This window comes from Acetobacter orientalis, assembly GCF_000963965.1.
GTDB lineage: Bacteria > Pseudomonadota > Alphaproteobacteria > Acetobacterales > Acetobacteraceae > Acetobacter > Acetobacter orientalis.
Map to the genome: position 1 here is coordinate 188,603 of NZ_BAMX01000014.1, position 20,156 is coordinate 208,758.

The 20,156-nt window shown below is 47.8% G+C and carries 15 protein-coding genes; 7 read left to right on the top strand and 8 right to left on the bottom strand.

The annotated features are described in order from the left end of the window. Positions 1–3: 3 nt before the first annotated feature. The gene (locus tag Abor_RS06605) at positions 4–561 is read left to right on the top strand and encodes an epoxyqueuosine reductase QueH (protein WP_232015067.1); all 558 of its coding nucleotides are present in this window, start codon (positions 4–6) and stop codon (positions 559–561) included. Between the two features lie 704 nt (positions 562–1,265). Here Abor_RS06605 and Abor_RS06610 read toward each other — a convergent pair. Together Abor_RS06610 and Abor_RS06615 are read right to left on the bottom strand one after the other, a co-directional pair. Further along, on the bottom strand, positions 1,266–2,294 hold the full coding sequence (locus Abor_RS06610; RefSeq protein WP_048841039.1) for a methionine synthase: 1,029 nt from the start codon (positions 2,292–2,294) through the stop codon (positions 1,266–1,268). A gap of 27 nt (positions 2,295–2,321) precedes the next feature. Next, positions 2,322–3,320: a DUF1852 domain-containing protein gene (locus Abor_RS06615; protein WP_371861207.1), complete on the bottom strand. Its 999-nt coding sequence runs from the start codon at positions 3,318–3,320 to the stop codon at positions 2,322–2,324. A gap of 492 nt (positions 3,321–3,812) precedes the next feature. On the opposite strand from Abor_RS06615, the gene Abor_RS06620 reads away from it, so the two are divergent. Continuing rightward, the gene (locus Abor_RS06620) at positions 3,813–4,886 is read left to right on the top strand and encodes an acyltransferase family protein (protein WP_048841040.1); all 1,074 of its coding nucleotides are present in this window, start codon (positions 3,813–3,815) and stop codon (positions 4,884–4,886) included. Positions 4,887–4,950: 64 nt separating this feature from the next. Here Abor_RS06620 and Abor_RS06625 read toward each other — a convergent pair whose 3' ends face one another. Then, positions 4,951–6,087, bottom strand: coding sequence for an MFS transporter (locus tag Abor_RS06625; protein WP_232015068.1), 1,137 nt, complete (start codon positions 6,085–6,087; stop codon positions 4,951–4,953). 339 nt (positions 6,088–6,426) lie between these two features. Between Abor_RS06625 and Abor_RS06630 the strand changes: the two genes are divergently transcribed. Continuing rightward, a complete protein-coding gene (locus tag Abor_RS06630) occupies positions 6,427–6,993 on the top strand; it encodes a glycine zipper family protein (protein WP_232015069.1) in 567 nt (188 codons plus the stop codon). Between the two features lie 60 nt (positions 6,994–7,053). On the opposite strand, the gene Abor_RS06635 is transcribed toward Abor_RS06630, so the two are convergent. The 3 genes from Abor_RS06635 to Abor_RS06645 all read right to left on the bottom strand — a co-directional run bounded on the left by Abor_RS06635 (position 7,054) and on the right by Abor_RS06645 (position 10,347). Beyond that, positions 7,054–8,304 (bottom strand): hypothetical protein, encoded by a 1,251-nt coding sequence (locus Abor_RS06635; RefSeq protein WP_048841042.1) that lies wholly within the window; start codon positions 8,302–8,304, stop codon positions 7,054–7,056. 12 nt (positions 8,305–8,316) lie between these two features. Beyond that, entirely contained in the window at positions 8,317–8,652 is a 336-nt protein-coding gene (locus tag Abor_RS06640; RefSeq protein WP_048841043.1) for a DUF4282 domain-containing protein, read from the bottom strand. 84 nt (positions 8,653–8,736) lie between these two features. Then, positions 8,737–10,347, bottom strand: coding sequence for a hypothetical protein (locus tag Abor_RS06645; RefSeq protein WP_048841044.1), 1,611 nt, complete (start codon positions 10,345–10,347; stop codon positions 8,737–8,739). 245 nt (positions 10,348–10,592) lie between these two features. Between Abor_RS06645 and Abor_RS06650 the strand changes: the two genes are divergently transcribed. Continuing rightward, positions 10,593–11,372 (top strand): class I SAM-dependent methyltransferase, encoded by a 780-nt coding sequence (locus tag Abor_RS06650; protein ID WP_048841045.1) that lies wholly within the window; start codon positions 10,593–10,595, stop codon positions 11,370–11,372. Between the two features lie 246 nt (positions 11,373–11,618). On the opposite strand, the gene Abor_RS06655 is transcribed toward Abor_RS06650, so the two are convergent. Both Abor_RS06655 and Abor_RS06660 read right to left on the bottom strand, forming a co-directional pair. Beyond that, on the bottom strand, positions 11,619–12,578 hold the full coding sequence (locus Abor_RS06655; protein ID WP_048841046.1) for a FecR family protein: 960 nt from the start codon (positions 12,576–12,578) through the stop codon (positions 11,619–11,621). A gap of 104 nt (positions 12,579–12,682) precedes the next feature. Beyond that, positions 12,683–13,273, bottom strand: a complete 591-nt coding sequence (locus Abor_RS06660; RefSeq protein WP_048841047.1) for an RNA polymerase sigma factor — start codon at positions 13,271–13,273, stop codon at positions 12,683–12,685. 265 nt (positions 13,274–13,538) lie between these two features. Between Abor_RS06660 and Abor_RS06665 the strand changes: the two genes are divergently transcribed. The 3 genes from Abor_RS06665 (at position 13,539) to Abor_RS06675 (ending at position 20,151) form a co-directional block, all read left to right on the top strand. Continuing rightward, entirely contained in the window at positions 13,539–16,418 is a 2,880-nt protein-coding gene (locus Abor_RS06665; protein ID WP_084594408.1) for a TonB-dependent receptor, read from the top strand. Between the two features lie 64 nt (positions 16,419–16,482). Further along, the gene (locus tag Abor_RS06670) at positions 16,483–18,087 is read left to right on the top strand and encodes an alkaline phosphatase D family protein (RefSeq protein ID WP_048841120.1); all 1,605 of its coding nucleotides are present in this window, start codon (positions 16,483–16,485) and stop codon (positions 18,085–18,087) included. 84 nt (positions 18,088–18,171) lie between these two features. Beyond that, entirely contained in the window at positions 18,172–20,151 is a 1,980-nt protein-coding gene (locus tag Abor_RS06675; protein ID WP_146855016.1) for a superinfection immunity protein, read from the top strand. The last annotated feature ends 5 nt before the right edge of the window (positions 20,152–20,156 follow it).

Genomic DNA, 20,156 nt, shown 5'->3' on the forward strand with positions numbered 1-20,156 from the left:
GCCATGACCGCATCGGGTATCGACTATACGATCTTCTTCTACAATCCGAACATCCATCCTGAGCGGGAATATCTTCTCCGTAAGGACGAAAACATCCGGTTTGCCGATAAACATGGTATCCCCTTCGTCGATGCCGATTATGACAGAGACAACTGGTTCGCTCGTGCGAAAGGCATGGAATGGGAGCCGGAACGCGGTGTGCGTTGCACCATGTGCTTCGATATGCGCTTCGAACGTACAGCACTTTACGCTCATGAACATGGCTTCCCTGTGATGACCAGCTCACTCGGCATTTCACGATGGAAGAACATGGCGCAGATCAATGACTGCGGCCAACGCGCCGTATCTCCTTATGAAGGACTCTCCTACTGGGATTTCAACTGGCGCAAAGGAGGTGGGTCCACGCGAATGATCGAGATCAGCAAACAGGAGAAGTTCTACCAGCAGGAATATTGCGGCTGCGCCTATTCCCTGCGTGATACCAATGCTCACCGCCGCAGTCAGGGGCGTTCGCCGATTGAGCTTGGCAAGCTCTATTATGGACCTGATGATGAGACCTAATCACACACAAGATGACGGAGCGTGTTCGTTCGGCGAAGTTCCACCCACCACCAGTGATAATAAACCACAGCACAAACCAGTTTTGAGATGTGATGAGCCGGAGGACTGCGTTCCAGATGAGGAAAGCCAGTTCGGTTGTCCGTGTTGTGTAAACCCGTGGTTCCGTTGATCCGGACAGAATACTGTTTGAACGGTGAAACGACCCATACATCATGCCCTTGTCAGAGATATTCTGCATTATCTTCAGGCACCTGAACGTCTGCCTCTTTCAAAGGGCGAACGTCTGACGCGATTTGTGGATTTTCTTTCAGATCGTCACAAGACTATTGACTATCGAAAGCAGGAATGTCGGAAACGACTGCGTCGGTTCGAATATGTGCTAGACATGACTTGCCCTACGCAAAATAAGATGCGCGATATTGAAAAACTGATAACAACGGCGGAAGAAATCTGCACGCGTCCTTTCACGCCAGCCACTGTTCAGGATGCACTGGGAATTTCCAGTCGGGAACGTATCCGGTGGACGCGTGACGGCAAGCTCAGGCCGATTGGAACGAAAATGATAAGGGATCGTGGGTGTTTCTCGCTGACTTTATACAGCGCGGAAGACGTAGCAAGACTGCTGATGTCTCCGGGAATTATGGCATTGTGGAGAGCGAGACCTGCGTCCTGCCCTCCACAATGAACACCCGGCAAGCTGGCTATTAGGCCGAAAGTTCTTTCCGAACGATTTCTGCCCCAGCACCTAAAGCATTCAGTTTGCCCCGCGCTACATCACGCGGCAACGGTGCCATGCCGCAATTGGTGCAGGGGTACAGCTTGTCGGCATCAACAAACTGAAGCGCTTTTCGTAAAATATCGGCAACTTTCTCTGGTGTCTCTATGGTTTTAGTGGCCACATCAATGGCACCGACCATAACCTTTTTCCCACGAATGAGTTCTATTAAATCCATCGGAACGCGGGAGTTCTGACACTCCAGTGAAATCAGATCGATATTGGATTTTTGCAGTTTTGGAAAAATCTCTTCATACTGACGCCACTCTTCCCCAAGGGCATTTTTCCAGTCGATATTGGCTTTGATGCCATAACCATAACAGATATGAACTGCGGTTTCGCACTTTAGCCCTTCAATGGCCCGCTCCAGCGTGGCAATGCCCCAGTCATTGACCTCATCAAAGAAGACATTGAATGCGGGTTCATCGAACTGGATGATGTCGATACCGGCCGCTTCCAGTTCTTTCGCTTCCTGGTTGAGAATTTTGGCAAATTCCCAGGCGAGTTTTTCGCGGCTTTTGTAGTGACCATCATGGAGTGTGTCGATCATCGTCATGGGGCCGGGGAGCGCCCATTTGATAGGTTTCTTCGTCAGTGTGCGTAAAAACTTCGCGTCCTCGACAAAAACCGGTTTTTCGCGTGCTACAGCACCCACAACGGACGGCACGCTCGCATCGTAGCGGTTGCGAATTTTAACCGTTTGACGGTTTTCGAAGTCGACACCACTGAGGTGCTCAATAAAGGTCGTGACGAAATGCTGGCGCGTTTGTTCACCATCGCTGACAATATCAATGCCAGCACGGTATTGATCGTCCAGTGTCAGGCGAAGGGCATCCTGTTTGCCCTCGACCAGTTCTTCCCCTTGCAATTTCCAAGGTGACCAGAGTGTCTCAGGCTGAGCAAGCCATGAGGGTTTGGGCAGACTACCTGCCGTTGAGGTAGGGAGCAGTGTTTTCATAAGAAATAACCTTGTCTTTCTGAGAACTTAAGCGGTGTAGCCGGCAGACCATTTTTCGAGAATATCATGGTAAGGCTTGATAAAATGCTCTTCCGTATAGTGCCCCTGTGAGGTCGCGAGTTGTGTACGTTCCTCACGGTCGTAGACAATGCGGGTATTGGAGTAATCCTGATGTTTCAAGCTCGGCTGGTAGCAGTCAGCCGCAGCAGCGTTGGCATTGTAAATTTCAGGACGGTAAACCTTCTGAAAAGACTCCATCACGCTGATGGTGCTGATCAGCTCAAGAGCAGAATAGTCAGACAACAGGTCACCAAAAAAATAGAAAGCCAATGGTGCGGCACTATTACGCGGCATAAAATAACGAACCTGCATTCCCATTTTTTTAAAATACTGGTCTGTCAAAGAAAATTCACGCTGCTCATATTCAACGCCCAACACTGGGTGCTGATTTTCCGTCCGATGATATGTACGGTTGGTCGAGACACTCAGGCAAATAACAGGCATTTTTTTGAAATTTTGCTTGTAATCTGTCGAGTTCAAAACACTTTTAAAGAGATTTCCATGTAGGTCTCCATAATTATGGGGCACACTGAATTCGGATTTCTCTTTATTGTAGTTGGGCAATAATACGCTAAAGTCGTAATCCCGCACATACGAGGAAAAACTGTTCCCTGCGAGGCCCGCTATGCGTTTGTTGGTGTTTTTATCAATAATTGTTGTGTAGAGAACTTCGATCAGAGGAAAGCTACCACTTTTGCCAGCAAAGGTGAGATCCATCTCGACAGAAACGATCTCAAGTTCAAGAGTGTAGCGATCTCCATTGGCATTATCCCAATGCGCTAAATCATTGAACCGATTGTCGATCATCCGCAAGACATTACGCAGGTTCTCCTGACGACTTTCCCCTCTCGCCAGATTGGCAAAATTGGTCGTAAGGCGGGTTCTGTCGGAAGGGTGATAGTTTTCATCGAAACGAAAGCGTTTTATTTTAAATATATTTTCCTTGATCATTGAAGCCTTCATCATGTTTGCTGTTAAGAGCTATGCTTGGTATATGCCCGAGTGTTGGTTTGCAGAAAAATGATATTATTTCATTAATGCATAAATATAATTCATGGATTGGTGTGTTCAAAATTATATGAAATAATTGGGAAAGTTGATTTCAAAGAAAGATATAATGCAACATACATATAATTGATGTTGCCCTCTATTCTCTGATTGTATTTGGTCATAAGTTTTGAATATGTTTTGCGGCATTAAAGGCTTGGATGTATGGGGTGATAGTTAATAGGGTCGTTATCACGCTCCTGATAAATGAGGGCCCAAAGTAGTGTTGCAGTTTGGTCTCACACTTGCAGGGGAGGGGCGGTTACTGGGGCATGTATTGAGGGTAGGTCGTTGTTTTCATATAAGATGTATAGGTTTGAATTAGTCGGCCATTATTGCTGAGGTTGGAATGCTGCCATCACTCAGATATCAACTAGCAAGTAGGGCGATCGAAGGTAGAGGCGGGCAATAGTGCAGAAAAAATTGGTTAGCCTACAGGTAGCTCGTGGGTTGGCGGCCATGATGGTTTTTGTCATGCATCTTTTTAACATGGCAGCGGCAACCACGGCGTCTACATGGGCGGCAAAAATTGCGCAGGCTTTGCACTATGTTGGCCATATTGGCGTAGATATTTTTTTTGTTCTTAGTGGCGTTGTTATGTGTTTGGTGCTGTCCCGCGCTGTTGCTTATGAGCAAACGGGCCGAGGGCGTATTGCTGTGGCGGCAGATTTTCTTGCGCGTAGAGCGGTGCGTATTTATCCGTTGTATTGGATAACGCTTATAGCTTGTTTGCTTCTGCCTCCTATCCCAGGGGCGGATAATGCGCTTGGAACGCTTCTGCATCATCCGGCTTCGTTTTTCCTTTTTTCTAAACCGGCGGCGCATCCTGTTGCATGGACGCTCGTGTATGAGGTGCAATTTTATTGCGTGGCAGCGTTACTGCTTTTATTCGGTCATTTTGCAAAAAAAGCTTTTTTAATTTGGTCGGTTTTGCAAATTTTTCTTGTTGTATGGTCTTGTGTTGGACTATTGCCGCACTGGCCTATTTTTGATCCGTTATCGCTTGAGTTTTCATTAGGTATTTTTGTGGGGTTGGTTAGCAAAATAAATTTTTATCGTATGGAATGCGTTGGTATGGCCGTGGCAATAGGTGCGGCTTGCTCAGCAAGTTTGTGGTGGGGGGGAGATGCAATAGCCGCCCACTCATACCTAAGAGTTATATTTTGGGGGCTGCCTGCAGCAGTGTTTATTGCCAGTCTTATGGCCTATGAGCGTACGCACACTTTGCAATACTCTTTTATGGCGCGGTTGGGTGACCTTTCTTATTCACTTTATATGTGGCACCCGATTGCCTTACTTGTTCCGTTAGTGTTGTTGCAGCCATGGAATAAAGGAGGGAGTATAAAAATTACGCTCATTTATTGTATGCTAAGCATAGCACTGACTTTTATATTAAGTATTATAAGTTATCGTTATATTGAGAAACCGCTCAATGGATTATTTAAACATGTTCGAGATAGAAAGAGAATTTCCTCTCATCTGTAACCAATAGGCACGATTGTATTGAGAACTAACTGTAGAAGGCTGACAACGGGTAAGCTGATGGATTTCATGCGGTTTTGGTCGGCGTGAAGCGTTTACCCCAATAGAGAACAACAAGAGCAAGAAGGCCTAAGGCGCTACTCATTATAGGGAGAGAGTGTACCCCTATGGTAGAAAGAGCTGTACCGCCAAGCAAAGCCCCTGCGCCAACACCTGCATTAAAACCCGTGACACTGAATGAGCATGCAGCCTCACGCTCGCTTGGGGCAAGCTCCATGGCATAGCTTTGTGGTGCCATATTCAGTGCCGAGGCAGCCATACCCCACAGCACCATATTAACCCATACCATAACGGTAGAGTGCCCACATAAGAGCAGAAGGGTGTAGGTGGCAAGCAAACCCCAAACCGCAATCATAATAACGCGAGACGCTCCCCACGGAGCACGCCCACTTAACCAGTTGCCTGCAATACCAGCGATACCGTACACCAATAGGAGAGAGGGAATAAGGGTTTGCGGACTATGCGTGACTTCTAGCAACAGAGGCACAACGTAAGTATAGGCCGTGAAATGCGCCATAACCAACACCATGGTAAGGCCTGCAATATAAAGAAATTTAGGCTCTTTAAGTAAAGGCCGAAGATCAAAATGCCTGCGTTGTGAGGGAAGGGACGGCAGCATAACGACCAAACCTGCACACACTAAAAGTGCAGCCATACCACAAAAAGCAAAGGCCATACGCCAGCCAAACCACTGCCCTATGGCGGAAATGAGGGGCACCCCAATAGCAAACCCCATAGCGACGCCCGTAAAAACCCAAGCTGCCGCTTTTGCAACTGGCATGTGTGGTGCCAGACGCACAGCAACACCAGCAACGGTTGACCAAAAAAGGCCGTGGCCAAAAGCTAGAGTAATACGTAACAGTGCCATAACGGTAAAGTTACTTACAAAGGCAGAAAGAATATCAACCACACCAGCAAGCGCTAAGAGGCCGGCAATCATAATCCGCCTATCTATGCCAGAGGTAAGGGCTGTGAGAGGAATAGCCGTAAGGGCAACAAGCCATGCATAGCCAGTAACCAATAGTCCAGCTTGCCCAGATGAGACACCTAAACCCTGTGCTATATCAGTCAGCAAACCAATAGGCATAACTTCTGTTACAAGCCAAATAAAGGAACCAATAGAAAGCATGGCAAGGCGCAGCATGGTCGGACTCATGATGGGGTGGGGTAAAATAAAAGCGTTTTAGAAACTTTTGCAGGCTGTAGCCTTACTGTGCAACGCAGGGAAGAGGGAATGAAAGCAGGAGTGAAGATTTTTGGGGGGTAAACACCATTAAAGATAAAGAGACTGTTACTACCTAGCTGGTTTTAGCGCCTGAGTGTGCGCTTATATACGTAAGAGGGGTAGGTTAAGCTGTGCTTTTGGTGCAAGGTCTATTTACCAAAGCTTTTCTTGGGTTAGTCTCTTTCTCTAAAATAGATGTTTCATTCCTGCAAAAGCTTATTGTAAGAGTATTCTATAAAATTTGATATGAGGATATCGATGAAAATAAATACGCACTCAGTCATTGGCATGGCCGCTCTTTTGTCTTTGGCGGCGTGTGCTGAAACGCCTATGGGCCCTTCAGTGCAGATTTTACCGCCTCCGGGTAAAAATTATACCGTTTTTCAGCAAGAGCAGCAGTTCTGTCAGTCTCAGGCAGCGCAGGCGGTTAATGGTCAAGCTGAACACCAAAACCACAAAGCTATTTACGGTGCGTTGGCGGCAACAGCTCTTGGGGCTGGGTTAGGTGCAGCCGCTGGTGGTGGTGCCGGTGCTGGCATTGGTGCTGCGGCTGGGGCATTAGGCGGTGGTGCTGGTGGGTCTTATTACTCACAAAGCCAGCAAGGCGGGCTTCAGACACAGTATGATAATGCCTATGTGCAGTGCATGGTTGCGTACCATAACGTTTTGCCCGGTTATAATAACCCGGTGGCGCAAAGTGCTAGCCAGTCTGGTGTAAGGCATAAGGTGGTACACCGTGCCAACAAGGCGCAACCTCATACTGAAGCGGCACAGCCGGCGGCAACAACAGAGAAAAAGAGTGCAGCACCTATTGAGCTGGATTAAGCTTGGTGATCAGTGTGTAAAATAAAAAACTGGCCGGTAAAGCGGCCAGTTTTTTTATGGTTAGTTAGCCGTTACGCGAGCATCTGTGGCGGCGATAAAGCTGTTTAGGTCAAACAATGCTGGGCTAAGTGCAGGGTAACCAGCAAAGCCAGTATGCATAAGCGGTATAGGCTGTTGTGCCGTTATGCTTAAAGTGCCGCCTTGCTGCTCCCAACGGTTAAGAGGCGGCGCGTCTTTTGGAGCGACGGTGTCTACTTGCGGAAATGCTGTATCGGGCACAGCTTTTGCGCGTTTTACCAAACCTGCATTATCGAGCGTTAAAGAGGCTTTTTGTAACTCTACAGCATTGAGTTGGCTGCCTGTTTGCAACAGCATCATAATATTTTGTTCTGTAAAGCCGGTAGCAAGGGCCGCTAAGCTGGCTAAGGCTTGGGGGGGCACATGGTTAAGTGTAAAAGCCATGTTCCAGCCACCCATTTGGGTAAAATCAGAGCTTGATTTTACGCTTATACGGTCACCAGAGGTTTTATAAGAAAGCGCAATATCCCCCACGACAGAGGTGTAGCCTAGGCTTTGTAGTGCTAAGCCATTTATTGCGCCACCAGTGAAAGTAGAAACGTTATTAAGCGGGCAGTCTATACCCTGTGCGTCTATGCTCAAAGCCGGAGGAAGTGCTGTAGTAGACGATAGTCCATTGACTGAGAGCGAGGCAATTTTAAGAGAGGGTGTTGTCGTGCGAGAGAGAAAAACACGCACATCATGCAATGTGACAGACCCAAACGGAGAGGCACTAACAGAGTTGTATTTGATATAAGAACTCAGCCCCGCCTGCCGTAATGCAGTTTGAATTTTATCATCTGCAATTTTGCTGGCTTCATAGTCTATAACGGCCCAGCCTAGCCCAATAAACAAGACAACACCTGCGCCGCCTGCAAGAATAAGTTTGCGGTAGCGGCCCCACAGGCCTGCACGTTTAGCGGGGTCTGCCATGCTGGCTTTTACATCGCTCAGGGCATCTTCCCCATGATGTAAAACGGTGTTGGCGAGTTTACCAAATTGCTCTGCTGCGGCTTTGCTTGAGTCTTTCAAGCGTGGCCCATGCTCAGCCCATAAGGTGCCTGCTTGCTCCATAATATGTGCAACGCTTGCATCTGTTTGAGGGCTAAATGGCGTGCCTGTACTGGTAGCGGTGCTGGCGGTAGGGCCACCCCCTATGCCAGAAGGCGTTAACGTAGAAAGCGGAGGAAGCAGCAGGTTAGGATCCGGCTTCCCTTGCGCTAAAGGCGCTGTGTTATACGTGCCAGACTGCATGAGCCGAACCCTTTAGGATGCGGAAGAGGAAGATTTGGTTGCGTTTTCGCGCTGCCAAGCCAACTCATCACGGATCATGAACACAACAAGTGTGAGTTCGCTAGAAACGCGAGCTAGTACAATACCAACCAAGGTAACAATTAGTCCCACAATAAGGCCAAGGATAAGCCCACCAATGGCTCCAAGCGCTGAAGAGCTGCCTGAGGCTTGGGCAGCGGTAATGCAGCTTAGCAAAATGGAGAGGAAGGTGCCAAAACCGCTCAAAAAGCAGAAAAACACGCCGACATAGAAAAAGAATTTGATGAATTTTGGAGTAATGAGCGTGTCAAATGTCAGAAGAGATTTCATGAGTTTTATCCTGAACAAAAGAAGCGTTACGAGAACAAAGCCCTTCTGCACCAACACTGTTTGTGGCGCAGAAGAAAGTGAGGGTTAGTGCGTTGTTTGTGCTTGCAGTGCTGTGGCGAGTGCCTGCGGGTCTTCGGCATCTTTGCATTGGTCTTGGGTGCAGGCATGTAAGGTTTGCACGGCCATTAAGGCGTCAGGGAAGTCTCCCTTACTAGGAACGCTCACTTGGCCTTGCACAATATACCATGTGCCACTGGACAAAGCTGGCTGATCTTGTGGCACAGTGAGGGTGAGCTTGCCCGGCCATTTTGTTTCTACTTGTTTGCGGCCGCTACTGTCGGTTTGTACAAGTAAAATGGCTGGTACTGGTTGATTGCGCAGGCTGGCGCTTGTGCGTACAGAGCGCATGGTATCCAAGCTGGGAAGGCCGTAGCCGTTATGGTCTTGGCCAACCCACATGGCGAGTTTTTCTGAGCGGTTTGCGCTTTGCACTCTTTCGCTCATCATACGGAGGTTTTCTGCGCGTTTCTGAGCAGCTTCCTTCGCTAGATGTGCGGCCTGTGCATCTGCTTGAGCTTTGCGCATGCCAGCAAGTGTTTCTGAACCAATGGTGCCGAGCAGCTCTTTACGGGCGTTGTCGTTGTAAATTTTTACGCTGGTTAGCTCTGCTGGCACGATGTGAAAATCAGGCGTGTTGAGTTTAGCAAGCTCTGGCTCAGCTACGCTGAAAAACAGAGTAACCGGCATATCACGGTTGATATAACCGTAGCGCGTGCGTTGCTTTAGAAATTGCTCGGCTTGTGCGCTGGGCATAGGGAGGGGGAATGAAAAATTATCCTCGCCTAGTTTAAACGAAACTTGGTTGGGGAGTTGGGCAGCCGAGAGATCACAGTTGCTAGAAAGGCTTAGCACACTGCCATCAAGCACAACGGGGAATGAGGACGTGTTAAAATCGTACTGACCCAAATTGAGCGTTAGGTCGGCGCGTAATTGGCCAGAGGCACTCTGGTGGCTTACGCGCTCAAGGTCTAGTTTGGCTTTATTGGCAACTTCGTGCTGACGGAAGTCATTACCGCGAGCATTGATATAATCTTGCTCAAAAAAATGTCTGGCCCAGCAGGTTTGTACGGCTTCATTACCAAGCAATGCTGGGTTTTTCTGCACTAATAAAGCCAGTAGGCCCATATAACCATCAGGAATAGCTGGTGGTGGGGCTTCTGGCTGCGGTATTGGTGCCGCGCTTGGAGTGGTCGTGCTCTCTTGTGTAGGCACTTCTTGTGCTGCGTTGGTGGCAGGTGCGGCTTCTACAAACTTCCAGTTGTCCGAGCGCGTTGCGTGTAAACTATGGGTTTGTGTCCCATTTTGCATAACGGCAAGGTCTACAGATTGAACATTGTTACAGCTGCTATCTGTTGAGAGTTTGCTGCCAAGGGCGTTAGCCAGATGGAGCTGCTGCTCTAGCGTATCAATTTCCTGACTCTGGGGCGTAATCTGCATTGTTAGGCGCAGGGTGGATGCCGCACATGCAGTGGTGGGGTCGGCAAAATTGATCTCAACATTATGATGCTTGGAATGCGCAAACGTAGCAGTTTGGGCTATTGCTAAGGTGCTAACAACAGGCAAGAGCGCAATACTGGCGACACTGGCAAAAGCAAAACGACGCCACATTGGGGCAGAGTGCATGGTAAGTGGCATCTATTACTCCTAATACTTTGTCTGTATTGTGTTAAAATAACCTAAAGGTGAGAAACGGTAGTAGCCTAATAAAATAATACACAAAATAAACTTGTTTCCTTCCATAACGCAGAAAATTTTCTCAGACAATATCCAAATGAATATCCTGTTGCAAAATTTTGAGTAAAGAGAAATAACAGGGTGCGTAAATTTTAGCACCCAAAGTGAGTAGTGGTATTTTTGTTGTTATATAAAAACGGAATGTTATGAATAAAGAAGTAAATGTAAATTTGAGCAGTTGTTTTTCCTTTAACGTAAATGGTATTGCTCAATGCCCTGTGTGCCGTAAAATAAAGGCACATTTCTTTTTTGAAAAAGAAGGCTACCCTATTTATAAGTGCCAAGGGTGTGATTTTCTTTTTACGCATCCATACCCAGATGATGCTACTTTAGCGCATCATTATGCCCATAATTACCGGGGTGCCACAGCAGAATTCTACCCTAAAGCGGCAGACCGGCGGTGGCGTGGTTTTTGGCGTAGCTTGCCGTTTGCTCATTATGTAGCCCGTAAAGACGTGTTGGATATGGGGTGTGGTGGTGGCTTTATGGTAGAGGCTTTTGCACGCTTAGGGGCACGCGCGAGCGGTTTGGATATTAGTGAAAACAGTATTTCTTATGCACGTACCCGCTGGCCCCACTATAATTTTTATTGCGAAGATCCGGCTGCATTTAGAAAACGGAAGTTAACATTTGATTTCGTTTTTAGCTCTGAGGTGCTGGAGCATGTACCCGGCCCAGATGAATTTATGAAGACGCTGGCCGCTGTTACAAGACCCGGTGGCTTTGTTTATATTTCAGCACCAGATGCAGGGCACCCTGCTGTGCCACAAGACTGTGCTATGTGGCAGGACATTTGCCCACCAGAGCACCTGCAATGGTTTAACCATAATAATTTAGAGCTCTTGTTTGCGCAGTATGGTTTTAAGGTGCACCGTAAATATAAAAGTAAAAGTCCTGCACATTCAGTTATTTTCCAAAAAATATAACTCTGTGTGAGGGTGGAAGCAGTTAAAATTCATTTCGAAAATTTGGTCTGAAGTAAGGCTGAGCAGACATTGCTACAGTTATAGGGGCAGTATGTAGTATTTTTGAAGGAGATACGCTGTTAAAAATGGTAATTAGATCCAGACAGCGATTTTTGAGCAGCCTCAAGGCTGAAAAGCGGTGGTTGGAGTGACCCATAATACGATAGGGTGAAATGTTAGGAGTTTTTTGAAATAGGTATTGTGATTTTAAGTATAGAAAACAACTTTGTTGGCACTTTTCTGGACTTTACAATCCAGTAGTTGAGAAACAGCACTTATAAAATCATCTAATTTCATAAGGCTAAAGCTGCCAGAGATGCGGTGCTGGCCTAGTGCTGTATCTGCAATTTGGCATTCAATGTTAGAATAATGATTAAACTCGTCTACGGCGGCTTGAAGCGGTGTATTGCTTAAGATGATCTGCCCATTGCGCCATGCTTGTTGTGTGAGCGCGTTATCTGGCGTTAATTTTTGTTTGGCAATAATTTGAGGCCCATTTGAGGGTGTGTTCGAAAATGTCAGCAGCGAGGGGGAGTGAAGGTGCAGGTCTTGGTCATGACCGTGCCAATTGAGCGTGCCTGAATAAAGAGCCAGTGTAACGTTTGTTCCGTGTAGAGTAAGGTCAAAATTGGCTGCTTTGCTGCCAAACCGTAAACCACCAATAGAAACCGATACAGGCTTTTTTTGCACATGTAGCCCTATACGGCCATTAATGACCTGTAACAGGGGGCGTGTATGGTCAAGTAAGAAGTAAGCGCTTGAGCTGGCATCTACTGTAACGTGGTTGCCGTGCCAGTTATAATGCGCAGGCGCTTGCTTGCTACGGTATCTTAGTGAGAAAAAGTTATCTCTTATGGCGTCTGGTCTTAGAATGCCGGCAAGACCAGCGGCGCAGGCTGTGGCAAAAAAGCGTCTACGTTCTAAACGGGGTTTTGGTTTTTCTAATGGGGGTGGGGGTTCAATAGCGTGTGTGGCATTTTTATAATTTAGTGCTGCATAAGTACTTTTCAATTGTACGTAAGTGCCAAGATTGCGGGTATCTGCTTTAAGCCACGCTGTGAAGTGTTGTTCTTCTGTGGCAGACAGAGTTTGAGAGTCTGTGCGTGCGACCCAGTCAGCGGCTTCTTGCTGGCGTTTTTTTCCATCTGTGAGCGTAGATGAGGGCACAAAAATCTCAGTTCTCTGTCAAAAGGGTAGTGTATACTGTAAGGAGGTATTCTTTGTAAAAGAAATAAAAGCACTCAAATTGAATATTCTTGATATTTTAAAAACTACTCATTTTTGTTGCCTGCTTCAATAAGTTTTTGCAAACCACGGCTTATGTGTCGTTCTACTGCACGCTGCGAAATGCCGAGGGTTTGTGCAATATAAGCATGGCTATAATTATAGATTTTTCTGAGAATAAAGACGTCTTTGCAGGGGCTTGGTAGGGTCATCATTTGCTCTTTAAGCCAGTCAAGTTGCTGGCGGGCAGCAAGGTTTTGCTCGGGGTCTGGCCTATTATCTGCCACATTATAGGCTTCTAGGCCTAAGTCTGTGTTTAAAAAGGTAATTTTAGACCGCCTAGCATATTCTATAACGAGATTGCGGGCGCATGAGAAAAAGAAAGCGCGCCCATTTTCAATATTTTGGTAAGAGGCAGCGCAAAAGCGGGCGTAACATTCCTGAATAATATCATCAGGGGTAAAGCCGGGTAAGGGTGTTTTATTAAGCCACCGGCGTACAGCGGCTTCGTGCGGCATAACGTCTTGTGCAATCCACTGTAAAAGCGTGTCGTCTGGTACACTAAGCTCAGTTGCTTGAGCGGTGGGTTCCTGCTCCTGCCTTTGTGCGCACTGCTGTAAAGAGGGATCCGTAAGCATGGGGTCGCATTTCACATTTCGTGGAAAAGGTGGGTGCGAGGAGAGATTTATACTGCCCTATGGGGCAGAGGCAAGTGACGCGGCGCTGAAGGAGGGCTTGTTGTAACAATATGTTTTGAAAAGATATTTATAGCTGTCAGCTGAAATTTATTTCTTTGAAACAAAACCTTAACATCTTTTTTGCGCATTTTATGGGGGGAAATTGCACGGAGCTTCATCTTAGGGGGTGAATTCTGCACCGTGTCCGAAAAGTGAAGTTCTTCCCATGCCCTCAGTTAAGACAATAAGTACGTTCACGCTACTTTCTACCACTGTGATGTGGAATATGGCGTATGGTGCCACGCATATGTTCTCTATTCCTGCGGGTACGGTGCCTGAAGCGCTTTCGGCTTTTCAGAAGCAATCTGGCGTAGGGGTTGTTGCAAAGGGGCGCGATTTTCAGAATGTTAGGGTTTCTGCCATTCATGGCATGATGGACGACCGAGAGGCCCTGCAAAAACTGCTTGCAGGCACGCCTTTACAAGTAAAAGCACCGGGTAATGGTTCTACCCTTATTGTGAGCAAGAAGCCGGACGCAAAGCTTGTGCAGCAAGGGGTAAACGACGTTGAAGGGCTTTTTGTAACGGGCCACCGTAGAAGCCAGTCAGAAAAGCGTAATTCTAATATTATTATGGATACGGTTGCGTATGACCCCTTTGAAAACCTTGGTGGTGTGTCATCAGTTGCGCAATCTCTCATTCAGCTACCCGGTGTTACGGGCATTACCGATGGTGATGAGCCACGTTATGTGAGTATTAGGGGTATTAGCCCAGAATTGAACCACACAACGATGGACGGCATTACAATGGCCACCGTTGGGGAAAATGGTGGGTCTGGCTCGCGTAAGGTTAACCTTCAAAATGTACCGTCAGAAATGACATCTCGTACCAATATTTATAAAAGCTTTACCGCCGAGCAAGAGGGAGATGCGATTGGTGGTGACATTGATATGGTGCCAATGAGCGCTTTTGACCATAAAGGGCTTTATAAATTTATTGATGCGTATGGTATTTGGTCTAGCAAGCGTGGCGGCGTAGGCGCTAACGGCCTTAAAGGGTATGACCCGCATATGGGGCAGGGTGCTAAAGGGACTTTTTCTGATACTTTTGGTAAAAATAAGCAGTTTGGTATCGTTCTTTCTATGCGTTACCAGCACAGGGTGCGAAACACCACCAAGCAGTGGCAAAACTATACCTATCAAGGGGCAAACGGGAAATATGCCACAACCCCAGATGATAGTTGGAACGGAAATATTAAGCCCAACCAGTTTTCTGCAGGTGAGTATGCGAACGCGGTTACAAATTTAGGTGGTTCAGGGCGCTTAGAATGGAAGCCAAGCCATAACCTTTACGCATCGCTCATGGGGTGGTCTTACACCCGGTGGGAACATTCTGTTATGGATAAACAGGATTATAACCTTAAAAACGCAACACCCGGTGTAATGGGTGACGATAACACATTACAAGTTAATAGCATTTACGTAAGACGCCGGCAAAATGAATGGCACCGACAAAATAGCGGTATTATTGGCCATTTAGACTGGCATTCTGGCAAGCATCATTTGCTGGCACGTGCTGGTTATACAATGGAATCTTATAATGATTACCAGCCATATATTGCAGCCAGAACATACCCAACCAAAAAACTGACAGCAGGTTATTCAGGTTATCCGAACAGTGATGATATGTATAATATGAATTATCTTTCTGATCCTAATGTTGCGCAAAATTCGCAGTGGGATCTTTATAGCGGCGGAAATTACCAGATTTGGGATAAGTCATGGCAGCATGTTCCGACAGCACGGTTGGATTATGATTGGAATACGGGTGAACATGACCGTGGGTTTGGGGTGGCTGCCGGGTTTGAATGGCGTGAAATGTCTATGTCTTATCAAAGAGAGCGCATAGATTATGGTGACCCAAACTCGAAAACAACGGGCGATTATAATAATAGTATGTTGTTTTCTAACCATACACCGTGGCTCAGCTCTTTTCCTGAAACGTTTATTGGCGATAACGGCTATAATTTCCCTTGGTCGAGTTTGCCTGTTAATGCGGCTACTTCGGCCTATAATAGTCGCGCAGCAGACTATAAATACCGTGAAGATATTTATGATGGTTACTTGTCTTTACACTATGCCCTAAAGCATACAGTTTTTATTGCAGGTGTGCGTGTGGATGGCACCAATTACATGGGCTGGACACCTGTTATTAACGGGGCAACCAAAAGCGTTTCTCCGGGGTATGCCAAAAACCCCGGGGGCTATACGCGGCCCTTACCCTCTTTTGATGTTGTGCATCATTTTGCGCAGGGCTTTAATTTGCATGGGTCTTTTAGCCAGACCATTGGGCGTGCGGCACCCGGCCAGTTAGCGCAGGCACGTAATGAAAATTGTAGTGGTGATGGAGATGGTAGCGCAACAGACTGCACTGTGAGCGTTGGGAATCCTAACCTAAAGCCACGCCAATCTAACAATTTTGATGTGTCTTTAGATAAATGGTTTAACCATGGTAACGGGCTTTTTAGCGTAGCCTTTTTTAGTAAGTGGATAAAGAACGACATTTTGACGAGCCGTTCTATTTATGTGCAAGACGGTTTAAGTTACGAAGTAACCCAACCTATGAACTCCAAAGCTGCCGGAGTAAAAGGGGTTGAGGTTAATATGCTTAACCGTAACATGCACCTTTTTAGCCAGATTATTGATGCGCAAGCCAACGTAACGTGGATGCAGGGGCATGAAAGCTACTCGAACGGTTCAACAACCTATAAATATCATAAAATGATGTACCAGCCCCAGTTTATCGCAAATGGTATGTTAACGTGGCATATCCCGCAAATTAAGGGGGCTTTGCGGGCAACGGTTAATTATTCGGGCAAATATTATACGTCTTTTGGGTCTACACCGGGTGCTTCAAGTGGGTTCGATAAGTTTCTTACTTTCAATATGGGCTTTTGGCATGAAGTGTACCCCGGTATTACCTTGAAATACGAGGTTATGAACCTTGCAAACTACCAGCCTACATACTTGACAGGTGACCACCTGCAATTTGCAGATGAGCGCGACAATTATGGGCGCGCAGTCTACTTCCATGTTATTTTTCATTAAAGTTTAACAACCGGCTGTTCAGAGAGGTGGCTTTATGCCGTCTCTCTTGTTTTGGGGTTTTGTTATGGTTTCTTTTGGTCGGCGTGGGTTTGTTTCTGGCTTGGTAGCTGGGGGTGTTGGTAGTAGCTTTTTACTTGAGCGGGCGTTTGCTGCGCAAAAAGACCCCAGAAACCTTGATAAAAACCCTAAATTTATTGCTTCGCCTTTTACATTAGGCGTTGCCTCTGGCGACCCAGAGCCAGATGGTTTTGTTATTTGGACACGTCTTGCCCCCACGCCATTAGATGAAGCAGGCGGTATGCCGCTTAAGCCCATGTATGTGGTGTGGGAAGTGGCGGAAGATGAAAAATTAACCCGTGTTGTAGCCCGTGGGCAAGAACTGGCACACCCTGAGCTTGCGCATTCTGTGCATGTTGAGGTGGCCGGGCTTAAAACAGATAGACCGTATTGGTACCGCTTTCGGGTTGGGGGGTATGAAAGCCCGATAGGCCGTGGGCAAACATTGCCTGCACCGGGCGCGCAAATTGACCGTGTACGTTTTGCCGCAGCAGGCTGCCAGCACTACGAGGAAGGCTACTATACGGCATGGCGCGCAATTGCGCAGGAGCCGGTTGATTTTGTGTTCCATTATGGAGACTATATTTACGAAGGTAAGGATAGTGGGCCCGGCATGAAACAAATGAATGGCCGCCCCTTTAAGGTCTTACGCCGCCATGTAGGGCCGGAGTGTTATTCTTTAGATGAATACCGCCGCCGTTATGCCCAGTATAAAACAGATGAAGACCTGCAAGCAGCCCATGCGGCAACATCATGGTTTGTGAGCTTTGATGACCACGAGGTTGATAATAATTGGGCGGGCGATACAGACCAAGATGGCACGCCGCCTGAAGTCTTTTTATTCCGTCGTGCCGTGGCGATGCAGGCCTATTATGAGCATATGCCGCTCCGTCGCCGCTCTTTGCCTAACGGCAGCCACATGCAAATGTACCGCAGTGCCCGTTACGGTAATTTGCTGAACGTGTTTGTGCTAGATACCCGGCAGTACCGGAGCGACCAAGCCTATGGTGATAAAGACGTAGCGCAAGGCAAAGATGTTTGGTCGCCCCAACGCACCATGATGGGGGAGCAGCAAGAGCAATGGCTGTTTAACGGGCTTGCACAGTCTGATACGCGGTGGAACTTGCTTGCGCATCAGGTCATGATGTTAAACTTGGCGCAACGGCATTCTGCCCAGTCAGAGCTGACTTATAGCATGGATCAGTGGTCGGGTTATTTGTATAGCCGCAAGCGGTTGCTGGATTTTGTGCAACAGAACTGCCCCGGCAATGTTGTGAATATAACAGGCGATGCCCACCGCCATTTTGCCGGAGACCTGCTTGTAAATAGTGATGATAAAAAGCCGGTTTCTGTCGAGTTTTTGGCAACATCCATTACATCTGGCTCTGATGGTGTGGGTGATAATGACCATTTTAGCCAGTCTGTAAGGCAAGAAAACCCGTGGCTAAAAGCCACAACAGATAAACGCGGTTACGTATTATGTGACATAGACCGTGACCACTGGCGTGGAGACCTGAAAATTATTGATAAGGTGATGGAGCAAAACGGCACACTATCAACTTATGCCAGCTTTGTGACAGAGCGCGGTAACCCCGGTTTACAGCGTGCTTAACTTTTTAAGGTGGGGGTGAGGTATCGTATTGCTCTGAGTTTTTTCTGGCTATTTGGTTAAGCTGTTGCCTAAAGTGGCAGGTATTTGCAGCTAAGTAAGACCTTGCTGTGCCAAATTATTGAGAAAACAATGGTATTGATACGCAAACGCTACCTGACCCTAACTGCCAGCACACACATAATGCTTATGCTTGGTTTATGTGTGCTGGTGCAGGCTCCTTTAGCTTTTGCGGGCCATGCGCAAAGCTATACTGTACCCCCTTTAGCCCATGCAGCTTTAGAGAATAAATCTAGTGCCCAGGTTGCAGCACAAGGCGTAACGGCACGCGTTGTTATTGAAACCTCGCACCGTTGCGGGGGGCCTATGGTGTGGCAGTCTGGGGATGCGCAACCCCCTGCCACCTGCAAAGTGGCCAAGCTTGTTATTAAAGAAACAACTGGTAGCCAACCGCAAAGCGCGAGTTTTTTGCTTTCGCCTTACGGGGCAGATGCCGGTATGTCTTACCTACAAATGGGGCTGTATAAGCTAGATGCTACGTCTCCCACGCCACAGGTTATGGTGGCGGCGTACACTGGCGGGGCACATTGTTGTGAGGTGGCGTCGCTTTTTGGCCGTATGCCAGATGGAACATGGCACGAAACCTCTTTGGGCCAGAATGATGGAGACGGCCTGCCACCTGTAGTAGACGCAGCCCAAAATGGCGCAGCCCAGTTACAACTGCTCGACCAGTCTTTTCTCTATACGTTTTCTTCTTACGCTGGGTCTTACGCGCCGCTTATTTTATACCGCTACCAAGCTGGTGCCTTGGCAAATGTTACGCGTGATGTTGCCTACAGGCCGTATTTGGCGGCACGGTTAAAAGAGGCTCAGCAAAACTGGGTTAAATATGGCCGGTCTGAACCCAATGGCTTTTTGGCGTATTATGTAGCGACCAAAGCCAATATGGGACAATTTGCAGAAGGTTGGCGGTATATGCTGGCCCATAAAGATAACCAGCCCGACACGATGTTTGGCATTTCTCCGTGTGATTTAAAGTCGGGCAACACCCGCAACTGCTCTAAAGCCGAGCAAAAGCCGCTACCTTTCCCTAAAGGGTTGGCGCTCTTTCTTGCTAAAAATGGGTATATTACGGCCCAGCAAGCGCAAGATGCTTTAAGTGGCCGTACACAGCCTGTGCCGCCTGTGGCGCAAGAAGGGGCGGGACACTACAAGCCTGATTTTTCTTGTGAGCCACCACCGGAAAATAATGGTGTAGCACAGATGCTTTGCCAAAATAGTGACGCCGCAAAGCAAGAGCTGCGGTTTGACCAAGTCTATTACGCACTGCGCTACCTTGTGGGGCAGGACGGCTGGAAAGACCTAAAACAGCAGGTCATTTTAGATGAAAATGCCGCAAACCAACGCTGTGGCTTGCCTATACCGGGGGCCGTAGACCAAACGGTGCCAGACGGTGCCGCCGCCTGTTATAGCGCAGAAATGGACCGCCTGACCGAAGCCTACCGTGCCCGCCTACAAGGCGCGCCCGCAGCAGAGCAAGAAGCTGCGCGCGATATAGACCAGCACATTGCCCTGCAACAAAAGCTGATAGAGCTTGGCTATTTACCCGCTGGCACCGTGGCGGATGGCGTGTATGGAGAAGGCACACGTGCAGCCATTACAACATGGCAGCGCGTAGCGCAGCGGCCAGAAATTACGGGTTTTCTCTCACAAGCTGATGCCCAAGCCCTTATACCCGCCGTAAGTGCTGCTGTTACAGCCCCGCCAGCACGGCTACCGGGCGAGAGTGCAACGCCAGCAGCGCAATCCCCCGCACCCGTGCCCGATAATGCCGTGCCACCAACCCAAAATACGCCAAGAAGCATTTGGAGCCTTTGGCTGGTATGTATGCTTAGTGTGGTGGGGCTTGCTGTTTATGTGTTTCCGGCAGTGCTGGCCTACGTGCGTAATGCCCCCAAAAAAGGGTTGGTGGTAGCGCTTAACCTGTTACTTGGCTGGACTTTGATAGGGTGGGGCGCTGCCTTGGTGTTAGCGCTTGCCCCTGTTGGCAAGCGGCAAGGGGAGTAAGCAAA